The 14,997-nt window shown below is 65.6% G+C and carries 13 protein-coding genes and 1 pseudogene; 9 read left to right on the forward strand and 5 right to left on the reverse strand.

The annotated features are described in order from the left end of the window. Positions 1-66: 66 nt before the first annotated feature. Positions 67-1,341, reverse strand: coding sequence for a serine hydrolase domain-containing protein (locus MTX23_RS11125; protein WP_280976677.1), 1,275 nt, complete (start codon positions 1,339-1,341; stop codon positions 67-69). A gap of 144 nt (positions 1,342-1,485) precedes the next feature. Here MTX23_RS11125 and MTX23_RS11130 point away from each other — a divergent pair, with 144 nt between their 5' ends. Together MTX23_RS11130 and MTX23_RS11135 are read left to right on the forward strand one after the other, a co-directional pair. Next, on the forward strand, positions 1,486-2,400 hold the full coding sequence (locus MTX23_RS11130; protein ID WP_280976679.1) for an intradiol ring-cleavage dioxygenase: 915 nt from the start codon (positions 1,486-1,488) through the stop codon (positions 2,398-2,400). Between the two features lie 238 nt (positions 2,401-2,638). Beyond that, the gene (locus MTX23_RS11135) at positions 2,639-3,535 is read left to right on the forward strand and encodes an SMP-30/gluconolactonase/LRE family protein (RefSeq protein WP_280976680.1); all 897 of its coding nucleotides are present in this window, start codon (positions 2,639-2,641) and stop codon (positions 3,533-3,535) included. A gap of 60 nt (positions 3,536-3,595) precedes the next feature. On the opposite strand, the gene MTX23_RS11140 is transcribed toward MTX23_RS11135, so the two are convergent. After that, positions 3,596-4,339: a glutamine amidotransferase gene (locus MTX23_RS11140; protein WP_280976681.1), complete on the reverse strand. Its 744-nt coding sequence runs from the start codon at positions 4,337-4,339 to the stop codon at positions 3,596-3,598. A 210-nt stretch (positions 4,340-4,549) separates the two neighbouring features. Between MTX23_RS11140 and MTX23_RS11145 the strand changes: the two genes are divergently transcribed. From MTX23_RS11145 to MTX23_RS11170, 6 genes are all read left to right on the forward strand, one after another. Further along, a complete protein-coding gene (locus MTX23_RS11145) occupies positions 4,550-5,389 on the forward strand; it encodes an aldo/keto reductase (RefSeq protein ID WP_280976682.1) in 840 nt (279 codons plus the stop codon). A gap of 428 nt (positions 5,390-5,817) precedes the next feature. After that, positions 5,818-6,762 carry a DMT family transporter gene (locus MTX23_RS11150; protein WP_280978042.1) on the forward strand — a complete coding sequence of 315 codons (945 nt, stop codon included), beginning with the start codon at positions 5,818-5,820 and terminating at the stop codon, positions 6,760-6,762. A gap of 214 nt (positions 6,763-6,976) precedes the next feature. Next, positions 6,977-8,059 carry a zinc-binding dehydrogenase gene (locus MTX23_RS11155; protein ID WP_280976683.1) on the forward strand — a complete coding sequence of 361 codons (1,083 nt, stop codon included), beginning with the start codon at positions 6,977-6,979 and terminating at the stop codon, positions 8,057-8,059. Between the two features lie 80 nt (positions 8,060-8,139). Further along, entirely contained in the window at positions 8,140-8,898 is a 759-nt protein-coding gene (locus MTX23_RS11160; protein ID WP_280976684.1) for an SDR family oxidoreductase, read from the forward strand. Between the two features lie 4 nt (positions 8,899-8,902). Next, positions 8,903-10,162 (forward strand): FAD-dependent oxidoreductase, encoded by a 1,260-nt coding sequence (locus MTX23_RS11165; RefSeq protein WP_280976685.1) that lies wholly within the window; start codon positions 8,903-8,905, stop codon positions 10,160-10,162. Positions 10,163-10,238: 76 nt separating this feature from the next. Next, positions 10,239-10,907: an amino acid ABC transporter permease gene (locus tag MTX23_RS11170; RefSeq protein WP_280976686.1), complete on the forward strand. Its 669-nt coding sequence runs from the start codon at positions 10,239-10,241 to the stop codon at positions 10,905-10,907. A gap of 180 nt (positions 10,908-11,087) precedes the next feature. On the opposite strand, the gene MTX23_RS11175 is transcribed toward MTX23_RS11170, so the two are convergent. Both MTX23_RS11175 and ppk2 read right to left on the reverse strand, forming a co-directional pair. Further along, positions 11,088-11,966 carry a transporter substrate-binding domain-containing protein gene (locus MTX23_RS11175; RefSeq protein ID WP_280976687.1) on the reverse strand — a complete coding sequence of 293 codons (879 nt, stop codon included), beginning with the start codon at positions 11,964-11,966 and terminating at the stop codon, positions 11,088-11,090. A gap of 167 nt (positions 11,967-12,133) precedes the next feature. Continuing rightward, positions 12,134-12,997: pseudogene (gene ppk2 / locus MTX23_RS11180) on the reverse strand (polyphosphate kinase 2). Positions 12,998-13,313: 316 nt separating this feature from the next. On the opposite strand from ppk2, the gene MTX23_RS11185 reads away from it, so the two are divergent. Further along, positions 13,314-14,486 (forward strand): fumarylacetoacetate hydrolase family protein, encoded by a 1,173-nt coding sequence (locus MTX23_RS11185; RefSeq protein ID WP_280976688.1) that lies wholly within the window; start codon positions 13,314-13,316, stop codon positions 14,484-14,486. 9 nt (positions 14,487-14,495) lie between these two features. On the opposite strand, the gene MTX23_RS11190 is transcribed toward MTX23_RS11185, so the two are convergent. Further along, the gene (locus tag MTX23_RS11190) at positions 14,496-14,891 is read right to left on the reverse strand and encodes a cupin domain-containing protein (RefSeq protein ID WP_280976689.1); all 396 of its coding nucleotides are present in this window, start codon (positions 14,889-14,891) and stop codon (positions 14,496-14,498) included. Between the last annotated feature and the right edge of the window lie 106 nt (positions 14,892-14,997).

Here is a 14,997-nt window from a genome sequence, read left to right on the forward strand (position 1 = left end):
CGGGGAGCGGCCGACTTGCCAGGAGAGCGCCGCGGCGCTCGGCGCGCGCCGCGGCATGACGTCGTCTCAGAGATTGCTTTCGGTGATCGCCGCGTAGACCATCGTGCGCAGCTCGCGCCGCAGCGGATAGGCGCTCGACGGCAGCACCTGGGTCATGAAGATGGTGATGAGCTCTTCGGCCGGATCGATGAAGAACGACGTGGTAGCGGCGCCGCCCCAGTTGAATTCGCCGGGGCTGCCCGCGATCAGCGTCTGCGCCGGGGTCATCGTGACGGCGAAGCCGAGGCCGAATCCGATGCCGTTATAGGCCGCCTCGCTGAACATCGAGCGCGACATCGCCGGCAGGTCGACGCCACCGGGCAGATGGTTCGAGGTCATCAGCTTCAGCGTCTTCGGGCCGATCAGCCTGATGCCGCCGAGCTCGCCGCCGTTGATCAGCGCCCGGCAGAAGGTGAGGTAGTCGGCCGCGGTCGAGCACAGCCCGCCGCCGCCCGAGATCAGCGAGGGCGGCGAGAGGAATGAGCTGGTGGCCGGGTCGTCCTGCAGCGTGAGCGTGCCCTTGCGCTCGGCGGCGAGCGGGTTGAAGCCGCCCTGCGGATCGGCGGAGTAACAGGCGGCCAGACGATGCGCCTTGTCGGCCGGCACGAAGAAGTCGGTGTCGTTCATGCCGAGCGGCTTGAAGATGCGCTCCTTGAGGAACTGCTCGAATGGCTGGCCCGAGATCTTGCCGACGAGGTAGCCGAGCACGTCGGTCGAAACGGAGTAATTCCAGGCCTCGCCCGGCGAGAACTCCAGCGGGATATTCGCCAGATCTTCGATCATGCTGTCGAGCGTGCCGGCCTTGACGACCTCGCCGATCTTCTTTTCGCGATAGGCCGCGTCCACATTGGAGCGCTGCTGGAAGCCGTAAGTGAGGCCGGAGGTGTGGCGCAACAGGTCGACGATCAGCATCGGCCGCGACGGCGGGCGGGTAAGGAAGGCCGGCGCGGTGCCGGCGGCGAACACGCCGAGGTTCTTCCATTCGGGGATGTACTTGGCGACCGGCTCGTCGATCGCGACGCGGCCTTCCTCGACCAGCATCATGAAGGCAACTGATGTGATCGGCTTGGTCATCGAATAGATGCGGAAGATGGTGTCGTCCTTGACCGGCACCTTGCGCTCGAGATCGGCAAAGCCCTGCACCGTGGAATGGACGAGCTTGCCGCGGCGGTGGATCAGGAGCTGCGTCCCGGGAAAGCGGCCGGACTCGATGTAGCGGCTCTTCAGATGCGCTTCGAGGCGGTTGAGCGCGGCGGTCGACATTCCCGCGGATTCGGGGGAGGCAAGGGTAGGGGCTGACATCAGGCTCTTCTCCGGCTGGCGAGTGCGCCTTGATAGCCGAAAAGTGTGTTCTGCACCAATCGGTCGCCGCTTACCTGCCCAGGGTTGGTGGTGTACGCTGGGACCTGCAATCGCGCCCCAAAGGGATCGCCAGGGAAACGCCAGATGACCCAGTTCAACGACACCGAGCTCACCGCCGCCGTCATCCGCAGCTTCGACCAGACGCCCAGTCCGCGGGCCAAGTTCCTGCTGCAGGAACTGGTGAAGTCGCTGCACGACTATGTGCGCAAGACCGATCTCACCTTCGAGGAGTGGGACTACGCGATCGATTTCCTCACCCGCACCGGCCAGAAGTGCACCGATATCCGCCAGGAATTCATCCTGCTCTCGGACGTGCTCGGCGTGTCGATGCTGGTCGACGCGGTCAACCACCGCGATCGCGACGGCGCCACCGAGACCACGGTGCTCGGCCCGTTCTATGTCGGCGAGCACAAGGTGACGCCGCATGGCACCGACATTTCCGCGAACCTGCCCGGCGAGCGTATGTTCGTGCAGAGCCGCGTCACCGACCTCAAGGGCAAGCCGCTGGCCAATGTGCCGGTCGACGTCTGGCACGCGGACGACGACGGCTTCTATGACTCGCAGAAGGCGGGTTACGCCACCGAAGGGCCATCGTCGCGCGCGCGCTTCATCACCGATGCCGACGGCCGCTTCTATTTCCGCACCATCCTGCCGTGCAGCTATCCGATCCCGACCGACGGCCCGGTGGGGCAAATGATCACGCAGACCAACCGCCACCCGATGCGGCCAGCGCATGTGCATTTCCTGGTCAATGCGAAGGGCTACGAGCCCCTGATCACGCACGTCTTCATCGATGGCGACAAATATATCGACTCCGACGTCGTGTTCGGCGTGAAGGACGAGTTGATCGCCAAGGTCGAGCAGCGCAGCGAATCCGTGATGCCGGACGGCAAGACCACGGACGGTCCGTGGCATCTGATGACCTACGAATTCCACGTGAAGCCGGGCGGCGGAATGGCGCCCGCGCCGCTGGGCACGAAGGTCGCCGAGGACGCCTGAATTCAACGGCTTGAGCAAGGCCTGTGGCAGCGCGCAGGCTGCGGAGTAGGTCGGTCATCGTCTTGGTGCTTGCCGCGCGGCATAGTTCCGCGATGAACTGAACGCCTTTCCATGTCATTGCGAGAAGCGATCGCGACGAAGCAATCGGGAGGTGTTGATTGCTTCGTCGCGATCGCTTCTCGCAATGATGAAAGGATCGATCTATGGTCCACCCGTTCCGCCAACGGGTGAACCAATAATGATGTACCTGGAAACGCCGCCAAAACTGATCCCGACCGAAATCTTCTCCGCCGTGCCGGCCGAATTCCGCCGCAAGGTGGCGACCGAATGGGCGGATGCCAACCGGCCGGGCGCGATCACCGACTGCTTCATCGAGGGGCCGTCATTCGATGCGTCGGGCAATCTCTACATCGTCGATATCCCGTTCGGCCGTATCTTCCGTATCGCGCCGGACAAGACCTGGTCTCAGGTCGCGGAATATGACGGCTGGCCCAACGGGCTGAAGATCGACGCCAGGGGCCGCATCCTGATCGCCGATTACGGCTTGATGGAGCTCGACGCCAAGGCAGGCAAGGTCACGCCGGTGCTGCGGTCGCGCAACTCGGAATCGTTCCGCGGCTGCAACGACCTGCACATCGCGTCGAACGGCGACATCTATTTCACCGACCAGGGCCAGACCGGCCTGCACGATCCGACGGGACGCGTCTATCGCTTGCGGACCAACGGCCAGCTCGATTGCCTGATCGATACCGGGATCAGTCCGAATGGCCTCGTGCTTGATCCGCGCGAGACGGTGCTGTTCGTCGCCATGACGCGCGACAACGCGGTGTGGCGCGCGCCGTTCATGAAAGACGGCAGTGTCTCCAAGGTCGGGCGCTTCTGCTCGCTGTTCGGCCCGAGCGGGCCCGACGGCATGACGATGGACCGGGACGGGCGGCTGTTCGTCGCGCACGCCTCGCTCGGCCACGTCTTCGTGTTCGCACCGAACGGCGAGTGCATCGCGCGGATCAAGTCCTGTGCCGGACAGAGCTGCACCAATGTGGCGATCGGCGGCGCCAACCGCGACCGGCTCTACATCACGGAATCGGTGACGGGCTCGGTGCTGGTGGCTGATATCAGCAGGCTGGATCGGTAGCGGAACGGCCCCTGGACGCGTGCTGCGTTCTCAAGCAGGCACATCACGACGCAATCCGGCCTATGTACTTGCGCCGGACCGAAGTGCGTCGTCGGTCTGCGCGATGGTCCGAAGCCAGTCGCTGAAAACCTGTTCGGCCTGCGTGACGACGGTCATGGCGAGCGCCTGCGTCGTGGCGCGCAATTCGGGAATCGAGATGTTTGCGGCCGACAGTTCGACGGCATGCCCGACATACCATTCCTCGAGCTGCCGCGGATCGGCCTCGAGATGGAATTGCAGTGCGAGCGCGTTGCCGCGATAGGCAAACGCCTGGTTCGCGTAATTGGCGTTCGAGGCCAGCCGTACGGCGTCCTCAGGCAGATCGAAGGTGTCGCCATGCCAATGCAGCACCTTGGGGTCGGTTCCCAGCTTGTTGAGGCAGGATGACGCGCCCTCACGCGTCAGATCGATCGTTCCCCAGCCGATCTCTTTGACGTCGCCGGGGAAGACGCGACCGCCCAGCGCCCGCGCCATCAACTGAGCGCCGAGGCAGATGCCGAGCGTCGGCAATTCGCGGCGCAGCCGGTGCTCCAGCAGCGCGATCTCGGCGGTGAGGAACGGATATTTGTCGGTCTCATAGGCCCCGATCGGGCCGCCCAGCACGATCAGGAGATCGGCATCCCTGATCGCGCGATCGGAGAGATCGTCGACCGGCGCATGGCAGAACGACACGCTCCAGCCCGCGCGCTCCATGATCGGAGCGAGCAGCCCCAGATCCTCGAACGCCACGTGGCGGATGGCAATGGCGGAGCGGCGTGACCGCATCTTATATGTCCAGTCCTATCGTTAGGTAAAATGGAACATAGCGTGGCGGATTACGGCGAGTCCAGCCGCCGAGAGCGTAGCTGATCAGCGCGTGGAATGCATCGACTGGCGTGATCATGGCCCTTGCCTTCGCGGGGGCTGCGACGTGGCGACAGCATTGCCTGTATGGTCTATGGTTGGTGCGCAGTTCTATGGAACGACGAGGCGATCGTGCAGACAAGATCATTCGGCAAAGGCGGCCCGCAGGTTTCGGCGATCGGGCAGGGCACCTGGTATCTCGATCACGGCGACCGCAAGGCGGCCGTAGCTGCGCTGAAGCGCGGCATCGACGCCGGCATGACCCATATCGATACCGCGGAGATGTATGGCGACGCCGAGCTTGTGATCGCGGACGCCATTGCCGGCCGCCGCGACGAGCTGTTTCTCGTCTCGAAAGTGCTGCCGAGCAACGCCTCGCGGCGCGGCACCATCACCGCCTGCGAGCGCTCGCTGAAGCGGCTGCAGACCGATCGCCTCGACTGTTACCTGCTGCACTGGCGCGGATCCTATCCGCTCGCCGACACGGTCGCCGCCTTCGACGATCTGATCGCGGCCGGCAAGATCCGCTCCTGGGGCGTCAGCAATTTCGACGCCGACGATCTCGATGAGCTGCTCGATGTCGCGGACGAAGGCAGGATCGCCTGCAATCAGGTGCTCTATCATCTGCAGGAGCGCGCGATCGAGCATGCCGTGATCCCGTGGTGCGTGCAGCATGGCGTTGCTGCGGTCGCCTACTCACCGTTCGGCCACGACGATTTCCCGTCGCCATCGAGTAGGGGCGGCACGGTGCTGCAATCGATCGCACAGGCGCATAAGGCCACCGCGCGCCAGGTCGCGCTGAGCTTCCTGACCCGCAATCCATCAGTGCTTGCGATCCCGAAGGCGTCGAGCGCGGACCACGCGGCGGAGAATGCCGCAGCCGGAGACCTGAAGCTCAGCGACAGCGAGATCGCGGCCCTCGACAAGGCGTTTCCGCGCGGGCCGAAGCCGCGGTCACTGCCGATGCTGTAGAGCGCGAGATTGCGTTGAGCAATCTCCGCAAGTCCGGCGTCAAACCTCTCCCATAGGGGAAGGTCGCGCCGAAGGCGCGGGTGAGGGGTTGCGCACTATCGTGGGACCTGCCCCCCTCACCGGATTTGCTGCGCAAATCGACCTCTCCCCGCTGGGGAGAGGTAAGCAGAAGCTGCAGTCGCGTTGCTTCAATCGCGTATGCGAGGTCTCAGCGCGCACACAGTTCTTAACAAACTGTTTCAATCGCGCCTGTGCACCGCCCGTGACGGGCCGCCGCGCGCGCTGACGCATATCCGAGTCCCGTTTTCAGCCGTTGTCCTTGTGGCGGAATTGGCGTTTTGTGGGCATCAGCAGATTCGCTTTATTTTGCTCTCGAGATTGCCGTGACGCCGCCCCCCGCCGCAGCCGCCAGGCTGGACAGCGCCCTTTTGCCATTGCCCGAAAAGAAGTCCGCGGCGCCGAAGGCGCCGGCGCGCACGGACCGGCCGTTCAAGGGCATCGCGCTGATCCTGCTGTCGACGGTGTTTCTGGGCACCTCCGACGTCACCGCGAAATATCTGTCGTCGACGCTGTCCTCGATCGAGATCGCTTGGATCCGCTTTCTGGTGTTCGCGCTGATCATGTCGCCGGCGATGCTGCCGGGCACGCCGCTGTTTGCGATGCAGAGCCGGCGCCCCGGGCTGCATGTGCTGCGCGGCGCGGCGCTGCTCGGTTCCTCGCTGATCTTCATCACAGGGCTGAGCTTCCTGCCGATCGCGGAGGCCTCCGCCACCAGCTTTGTGTCGCCATTGTTCGTCACCGCCCTGTCGATCGCCTTCCTCGGCGAGAAGGTCGGTCTGCGCCGCTGGATCGCGACCGCGGTCGGTCTGGTCGGCGTGTTCATCATCCTGCGGCCCGGCACCAGCGCGTTCCATCCGGCGGCGTTCTTCCCGATCGTCTCGGCGCTGGCGTGGGCGGTCACGCTGATCATGACGCGGATGATGAGCGGCGGCGAACGCTCCGTCACCATCATGGCCTATTCGGCAATCGTCGGTGTTGCCATCGTCAGCGCGCTGGTGCCGTTCGTCTGGGTCACGCCGACCTGGCACGACATCATGTTCGGCATCCTGATCGGGGTGGCCTCCACCGCGGGGCAGTGGATCGTGGTGCTGGCGTTCCGGTATGGCGACGCCTCGGTGCTCGCGCCGTTCTCCTACACGCAATTGCTGTGGGTCAGCATCCTCGGCTTCCTGATCTTCGGTGAAGTGCCCGACGGCTGGACCATCGTCGGCGCCGCCTTCATCGTCGCCTCCGGCCTCTACACCGCGCACCGTGAGCGAATCCGCCGCTCGCAGTTGCTCGCCGTCGCGGGCGAGCCGTCGCCAAACGCCTGACCGCCACGGTGTGCCGGGCACGAATCCCGGCAACGGCGCTGTGCGCAGTGATCCTCGGTCGCGTTTTCGAGCGAAAGCGTGTCGCGAACTTGATCCGGAATGGCGACCGGCTGATGGGAAGAAAACGCCTCAACGCAAGAATCGGGAGCTTCGGTTCTGATTCAATCAGAACCGATAGGCTCTATAAGTGGGAAAAGCCCACATGGGAGGAATCATGCGCGCAGCCATCTTCAGGAACGGCGAGATCGTCGTCGACACCTTGCCTGAGCCGAAGCCGGGCGCCGGGCAGGTGCTGGTCAAATCGCTCGCCTGCGGCATCTGCGGTTCCGATCTGCACGCGCGCAAGCATGCCCACCGCATGGTGGAGCTGACGAAATTCTTTCCCGGCCGCCAGCCGATGGACCTCTCCCGCGACGTCGTGTTCGGCCACGAGTTCTGCTGTGAGATCCTGGATTACGGGTCCGACACCACGCGCAAGCTGAAGCCCGGGACGAAAGTGTGCTCCGTGCCTGCGCTGCTCACGCCACGGGGACCGCAGGGCGTCGGGTATTCCAACGAGAATGTCGGCGGCTATGCCGAGCAGATGCTGCTCAGCGAGGCGCTGCTGCTTGAAGTGCCGAACGGGCTCGCCGCCGAGCATGCCGCGCTCACCGAGCCGCTTGCGGTCGGCGTGCATGCGGTGGCGAAGGCCGATATTCGCGGCGGCGAGGTGCCGCTGGTGATCGGTTGCGGCCCGGTTGGGCTCGCGGTGATCGCCGCGCTGAAGATCAAGGGCCTCGGTCCGATCGTGGCCGCCGACTACTCGCCGGCGCGGCGCCGGCTCGCAGAAAAGATGGGTGCCGACGTCGTCGTCGATCCCGCGAAGACGCAGCCCTATGCGAGCTGGGCCGAGCATGCCCAGATGACAGCGGAGCAGAAGGCCGCGCGGCCGCCCATGCAGGCGATGCTGCCGGCGCTGAAGCCGGCGCTGATCTTCGAATGCGTCGGTGTGCCCGGTGTGTTGCAGCAGGTGTTCGAGGGCGCGCCGCGCGATGCCCGCATTATCGTGGTCGGCGTCTGCATGGAGACCGACCGCTCCGAGCCGATGCTCGGCATTCTGAAGGAGCTCAACGTCCAGTATGTGCTCGGTTACACGCCGGAGGAGTTCGCCTTTTCGCTGCGTTTGATCGCGGAAGGGCAGGTCGATGCCGCCTCGCTGGTAACCGGCCGCGTCGGCATCGATGGCGTGGCGCAGGCCTTTGCCGATCTCGCCAATCCGGAAGCGCACACCAAGATACTGGTCGAGCCCTGGCGTTAGACCTTTCGGCGATGCGCGTGCCGATTTGCATTTCGTGACACCGAACCTATAGTTCGCTGTCCTCGAAAGCGCAGCGGTTCATGCGGGTTTCAATCATCACGGGAGGCGGCTCGGGCATTGGTGCTGCGATTGCGCGCCGTCTGGCCGGCCCCGATCAGTGCCTGATGCTGCACGGGCAGGGCGCCGAGGCGGCCGGGCGCGAACGGCTGAATTCGGTCGCCGAGACGTGCCGGCGCGCAGGTGCGAAGGTCGCTGTCCGCAGCGGCGATCTCGCCAAGGCCGGGACGGGCGCCGAGCTTGTCAACGCGGCGCACGCGGAATTTGGGCCGATCGATACGATCGTGCACGCGGCGGGATTTGCCGACCGGCGCGATTTCGCCAGCCTGCCGCGCGAATCGCTGGAGCGGGCCTTCGCGGTGATGGCTGCGGCATTCCATGAAATGGCCGCTGCCGCGCTGCCGGATTTCGCGCGCAGCGCCGGCGGGCGCGTCGTCGCGGTCTCAAGCTTCGGGGCGCATCGCTTCGTGCCCGGCGGCACCTTTCCCGGATCGGCCGCGGCCAAGGCCGCGCTCGAAGTGCTGGTGAAGTCGCTGGCGATCGAGCTCGCCGCCTCGGGCGCCACCGCCAACGCCGTGGTGCCCGGCTATACGCAGAAGGATCCCGGCCTGGTCGGTGCGCTGGATCCTGCGGCCTGGGAACGCGTGGCGAAAGCCAATCCGATGCAGCGGCTGGGGCAGCCCGACGAGGTCGCTTCCGTGGTCGCGTTCCTGCTGTCGCCGGAGGCGGGACATGTCACCGGCGCCATGCTGCCGGTCGATGGCGGCCTGACCTTGATGTGATGGCATGACGGAGGACGCCCCGGGACAACAGGTTGATGTCGCCGTGCTTGGCGCCGGCATGGTCGGCATCTCCGCGGGCCTCGCGGCGCGGCAGCGCGGACTGTCGGTCATCGTCGTCGACCGCCGCGAGCCCGGCAGCGAAACCTCTTACGGCAACGCCGGGATTCTCTCGTCGGGCTCGATCTTCCCGCTCAACACGCCCGCGCTCTGGAAGAACCTGCCGAAATACCTGACCAACCAGCATCCGGCGCTGCGCTGGAATATCCCCTGGGCCATTGCCAATGCCGGCTGGGTGATGCGCTTCCTCGCCAGCACCGCGCCGTCGCAGACCAAGCCGCGGGCGGTCGCGCTGCGCGGGCTGATCGGGACGTCGCTGAAGCTGCATCGCGGCTGGATCGTGCAGGCAGGCGCAGGGAGCCGCATTCGTGAGACCGGCTGGCTGAAGGCCTGGCGCGGCGATGGGCTCGCGAACGCCAGGGCGGAGCAGGCGGCGCTCGCCGAATTTGGCATCAAGAGCGAAGTGCTGGATCGCCAGGCCATCTCCGCACTCGAGCCCAACATCATCCCTGCCTATAGCGTCGGCCTCCTGCACACCCAGACGGCATCGGTCGATTCGCCCGGTGCGGTGGTCAAGGACTACGCGAGCATGCTTGCGGCTGGCGGCGGCGTGATCCGGCTATCCGAGATCAGGCGGATCGCACCGCAGGGCGACGGCTGGCGCGTGCAGCTCGGCGACGGCGAGATCGCGGCGCGCCATGTCGTGGTCGCGCTCGGGCCGTGGTCGGCGGAGCTGCTGCGGCCGCTCGGCTATCGCGTGCCGCTGGCGTTCGAGCGCGGCTATCATCAGCATTTCGCGCCGAACCCGGCACGCAAATTGCTGCGGCCGATCCATGATGCGGACGGCAGCTTCGTGATGACGCCGATGGAGCAGGGCATTCGCGTGACCTGCGGCGTCGAACTGGCGGCGCGCGACGCGCCATCGAATTTCTCCCAGCTCGACACGGTGGTGCCGCTGGCGCGCAGCGTGATCGAGTTCGGCGACGCCGTCGGCGAGCGCTGGCGCGGCGCGCGGCCGACGCTGCCGGACAGCCTGCCGATGATCGGCCCGGCGCCGCGGCACCGCGGCCTCTGGCTCGCCTTCGGCAACCAGCACATCGGCTTCACCACGGGCCCCGGCACCGGCGCTGCAATCGCGGCGATGATCGCAGGCAGCGCGCCGCCGTTCGATACACAGGCCTTTGCGCCGAGCCGCTATATCGCGTGACTCCCGCCGGTTCGCCTGCAATGCTGGAGCATCGGATGATCGGCGGGCGCGGGATACCCGGCAATCGAGGGGCAGGATGAACTACGTTTGGGATTTCGGCATCCTTGCCAAATACAGCCATCTGTTCTGGCTCGGGCTTGGCTGGACCATCGCCTACACGCTCGGCACCATCATCCTGGGAACGCTGATCGGCCTGATCGTCGGCATGCTGCGCCTCCGGCGGATCCCGGTGATCGACTGGCTCCTGATCGCCTATATCGAAGCGTTCCGCTGCACGCCGCTGCTGGTGCAGATCATCTGGTTCTATTACGCCTTTCCGGTCGTGATCGGCGTCAACATCCCGGCGCATGTCGCGGCGATGAGCGTGCTCTCGCTCTATGGCGGCGCATTCTATGCCGAGATCGTGCGCGGCAGCATCGAGAGCGTGCCGGTCGGGCAGTGGGATGCCGCCAAGGCGCTCGGCTTCCGCGGCTGGCCGCTGATGCGGCTCGTGATCCTGCCGCAGGCGCTCAAGCCGATGATGGCGCCCTATGTCAACCAGTCGGTGACGCAGCTTAAGAACACCTCGCTGGTCTCGATCATCGCGGTGCCCGATCTCGTCTACAACGCGACCCTGATCAACGCCGATACCTACCGGCCGCTCGAGGTCTACACGATCGTGGCGCTGATCTACTTCGCGATCCTGTTCCCCTCGACGCTGCTGGCGCGGCGGCTGGAGCGCGGGCTGACCTACGACAAGGTGTGAGCGATCCTACAGAGTCGCCACATCGGTGGTTCACCTCTCCCGCATGCGGGGGAGGTCGGATCGCATCGAAGGTGCGATCCGGGTGGGGGCTTTCCCCACACAAGGAGCGTCGCGCGGCGGCACCCCCACCCCGACCCTCCCCCGCAAGCGGGAGAGGGGATCACTTGCGGCAAGCCCACCTCAAATATTCAACTCCACCGGCACGTCCTCCGGCTTGACGCCGGCGAGGCCGAGGCCCTTGACGAACCATTCGCGCATCTGGCCGATGCCGCGGTTGTAGTCGATCCACACCGACAGGAAATCGCGCCAGCGCTTGTCGGGCTCGCGGCGCACCGCGGTGCCGCTCGCGATCGTGACCGAGGGCGACTGCAGGATCTTGTAGGTGCCGAGGTTCGGGTTCTTGGCGATCGCGGTCAGGCCCAGCACCAGCGCGTTGACGACGCAATCGACGCGGCCCGACGACATCTCCAGCATCACCTCGTCGCGCGACTTCAGCGACTTGATGGTGGCATTGGGGGCAAAGCGCCGGGCCACCGCCTCGTTGGCCGAGCCGACGTCGACGGCAATCTTGACCTCGGGCTTGTTGATGTCGGCCCAGGTCTTGGCCTCCAGACCCTTCTTCAGCATCGCGCCGAACGGATGCGGAAACACCAAATTGGTGAAATCGACCACCAGCGCGCGCTGCGGGGTCGGATTGAGCGCGAAGCCGAGATCGATCTTGTTGGCCTGCAAATCGAGGATCGAATTGCCGTAGGTCGATTCGACATATTCCAACTTGACGTCGAGCAGTTTTGCCAGATCGTTCGCCATCTCGATCGAGAAGCCGGACCAGGTGCCGGTGGCGAGATCCTTGTTGAAGTAGGGCAACTCGCCCGGCAGCACGGCGATGCGCAGCATCTTGTTGGCTCTGATACGGTCGAGCGTGTTGTCGGCTTGGGTATCAGCCGAAGCCGGGGTTGCCATCGCGGCCGCGAGCGCGGCGCCGCTGCCGATCCCGAGCGCATAGCGCAGCGCGTCGCGGCGGTCTTCGGAAATCTTCAGGTCGTCGGATTGAGTCACGTAGGCCTCCCTGCACCAAATCGGGGAAGCCTAGCGTCGGCCTATGGTTGCAGCAATAGTACCGGCCTGCGCCATTAGTTGGCGAGATGGTGGGGTCATTGCCTATGTCTTGGTCTCTTACCTCGCCCCGCAAGCGGGAGAGGGGGCGCAAGTCGCGCGCGTTGAGATCAGTACCTCGCCGGCACGTACATCTCCGGCGGGATCGGGCCGCGGTGATAATCCGGGTTGCGCACCCGCGGCGGCAGCACAACGGGATCGTGCGCGACCTGCTGATAGGGGATCTGGCCCAACAAATGCGAGATGCAGTTGAGCCGGGCGCGCTTCTTGTCGACGGCGTCGACGATCCACCAGGGCGAGTCCGGCAGATGCGTGTGCTCCAGCATCATCTCCTTGGCCTTGGTGTACTGCTCCCAGCGGCTGTGCGCCTCGACGTCCATCGGGCTCAGCTTCCACTGCTTCAGCGGGTCCCGGATCCGCATCGTGAAGCGAAACTGCTGCTCCTCGTCGGTGATCGAGAACCAGTATTTCAACAGGATGATGCCGGAGCGAATCAGCATGCGCTCGAATTCCGGCACCGACTTGAAGAACTCGTGATACTGCTCCTCGGTGCAGAACCCCATCACGCGCTCGACGCTGGCACGGTTGTACCAGCTCCGGTCGAACAGCACGATCTCGCCGCCGGCCGGCAGATGCGCGACATAGCGCTGGAAGTACCATTACGTGCGCTCGCGCTCGCTCGGCGCCGGCAGCGCCGCGATCCGGCAGACACGCGGATTGAGCCGCTGGGTGATGCGCTTGATGACGCCGCCCTTGCCGGCGGAATCGCGGCCCTCGAACAGGATGACGACCTTCTTCTTCTCGTGCTGGACCCAGTCTTGCAGCTTCACGAGTTCGCCCTGCAGCCGCAGCAATTCGCGGAAATAGAGCTTGCGGTCGAACGCCGGTTCGCCGGACCTTGCCTAGTGGTCGAGGTCGTCGAGCCTGGCATCGTCGAGCTCGAGCTCGAGTTCCTCGTCGAGAGTGTCGGCCATCTCCTGGTGGATGCGCGCGCGCAAGGCTTCGTCGTGCAAGGCTTCGTCGGTGAGGGCGGAGGCAGTCACGACATCCGTCTTTCCATGTCAGGTGGATCGCGCGGGAGCATTGACGGGGCGTGTTACCTTCGTGTGACATCGCGATGACGACCGCCTCACATCGCAGCTAGCATTGTGGTAGAGCGTTCTCGCGCGAAGTGGATACCGGTTCGCGCAAAGAAAACGCGTCAAAACAACAATCTAGAGCCCCGTTCCGATTCCATCGGAACCGAAAAGGCTCTAGGAAGCGCCAACAAGACCAAAAGGGGAGAGTCCGATGCTTTCGCTCACGCCAAAAGATGTCCTGCCGGAGGATGCTACCCGCGGCGCGCTGGTCGGGCGGGTCTGGCTGCCGCAGGCTGGCGGCCCGGCCGTGGTGGCGGTCCGCGATGACGGGGTGTTCGACGTCACCGCGCGCTTTCCGACGGTCAGCGCGCTCTGCGAGGAACAGGATCCCGCCGCCGCTCTGCGCGCCACCAGGGGCGAACGGATCGGCGACCTTGCGGCGATCCTCGCCAACACGCCGCCCGACGGCCGCGACCGGCAAAAGCCGTGGCTGCTGGCGCCGGTCGACCTGCAGGTGCTGAAGGCGGCCGGCGTTACCTTCGCGATCTCGATGCTGGAGCGTGTGATCGAGGAGCGGGCGCGCGGCAATCCGTCGTCGGCGGAGGCGATCCGCAAGGAGGTGGTGCGCCTCGTCGGCGACGATCTCTCCAAGCTGAAGCCGGGCTCGGCGGAGGCGATGAGATTGAAGCAGGTGCTGATCGAGCAGAACGCCTGGAGCCAGTATCTCGAGGTCGGCATCGGTCCCGACGCCGAGGTGTTCACCAAGGCGCCGACGCTGTCGTCGGTCGGCACCGGCATGGATGCCGGGCTGCATCCGAAATCGACCTGGAACAATCCGGAGCCGGAGGTCGTGCTCGTCGTCTCCAGCACTGGCCGGATCGTCGGCGCGGCGCTCGGCAACGACGTCAATCTGCGCGACTTCGAGGGCCGCTCGGCGCTGCTGTTGTCGAAGGCCAAGGACAACAACGCCTCCTGCGCGGTCGGCCCGCTGCTGCGGCTGTTCGACCAGACCTTCACGCTGGACGACGTGCGCAGGATGGACGTCGGCCTGACCGTGACGGGGACCGACGGCTTCGTGCTCGAGGGCCATTCCTCGATCAGCAAGATCAGCCGCGACCCGACCGATCTCGTCGCACAGACCATCGGTCCGGTGCATCAATATCCCGATGGCTTTGCGCTGTTCCTCGGCACGATGTTCGCGCCGGTCAAGGACCGCGATGCGCCGGGCCAGGGCTTCACCCACAAGCGCGACGACATCGTCACCATCGCCGCGCCGCAGCTCGGCAAGCTCGTCAACCGCATGCGCGGCAGCGACGAATGCGAGCACTGGACCTTCGGCGTCGGCGCGCTGCTGCGGAACCTGGCGCAGCGCAAGGTGATCTAGCCGGGACGATCACCTGCGATACTGCGCGTCGCTGACCTTTTCCAGCCAGTCGACATTCTTGCCGTCGACCGTTTCCTGGATCGCGATATGCGTCATCGCGGTGGTCGGCGTCGCGCCGTGCCAATGCTTGACGCCGGGCGGAAACCAGACGACGTCGCCGGGCCGGATCTCCTCGATCGGCCCGCCCTCGCGCTGCACCCAGCCGCAGCCGGCCGTGACGATCAGGGTCTGGCCGAGCGGATGGGTGTGCCAGGCGGTGCGCGCGCCGGGCTCGAACGTCACGCTGGCGCCGCCGACGCGCGCCGGATGGGGGGCCTGGAACAGCGGGTCGACGCGGACCGTGCCGGTGAAATAGTCGTCCGGTCCCTTGCGGGACGGCTGCGATCCAATGCGGGTGATCTGCATGCTCTTGCTCCTGTGGTCTGTTGTCTGAATTGGCACGGCGCCGCCGGCCGGCCGCAGCGATGTCAACGCAGCAAGCGCGCCGCCAGTGCCGGCGAGCAGACCGCGC

Source organism: Bradyrhizobium sp. ISRA436 (assembly GCF_029910015.1).
In the GTDB taxonomy this organism is placed as follows: Bacteria; Pseudomonadota; Alphaproteobacteria; order Rhizobiales; family Xanthobacteraceae; genus Bradyrhizobium.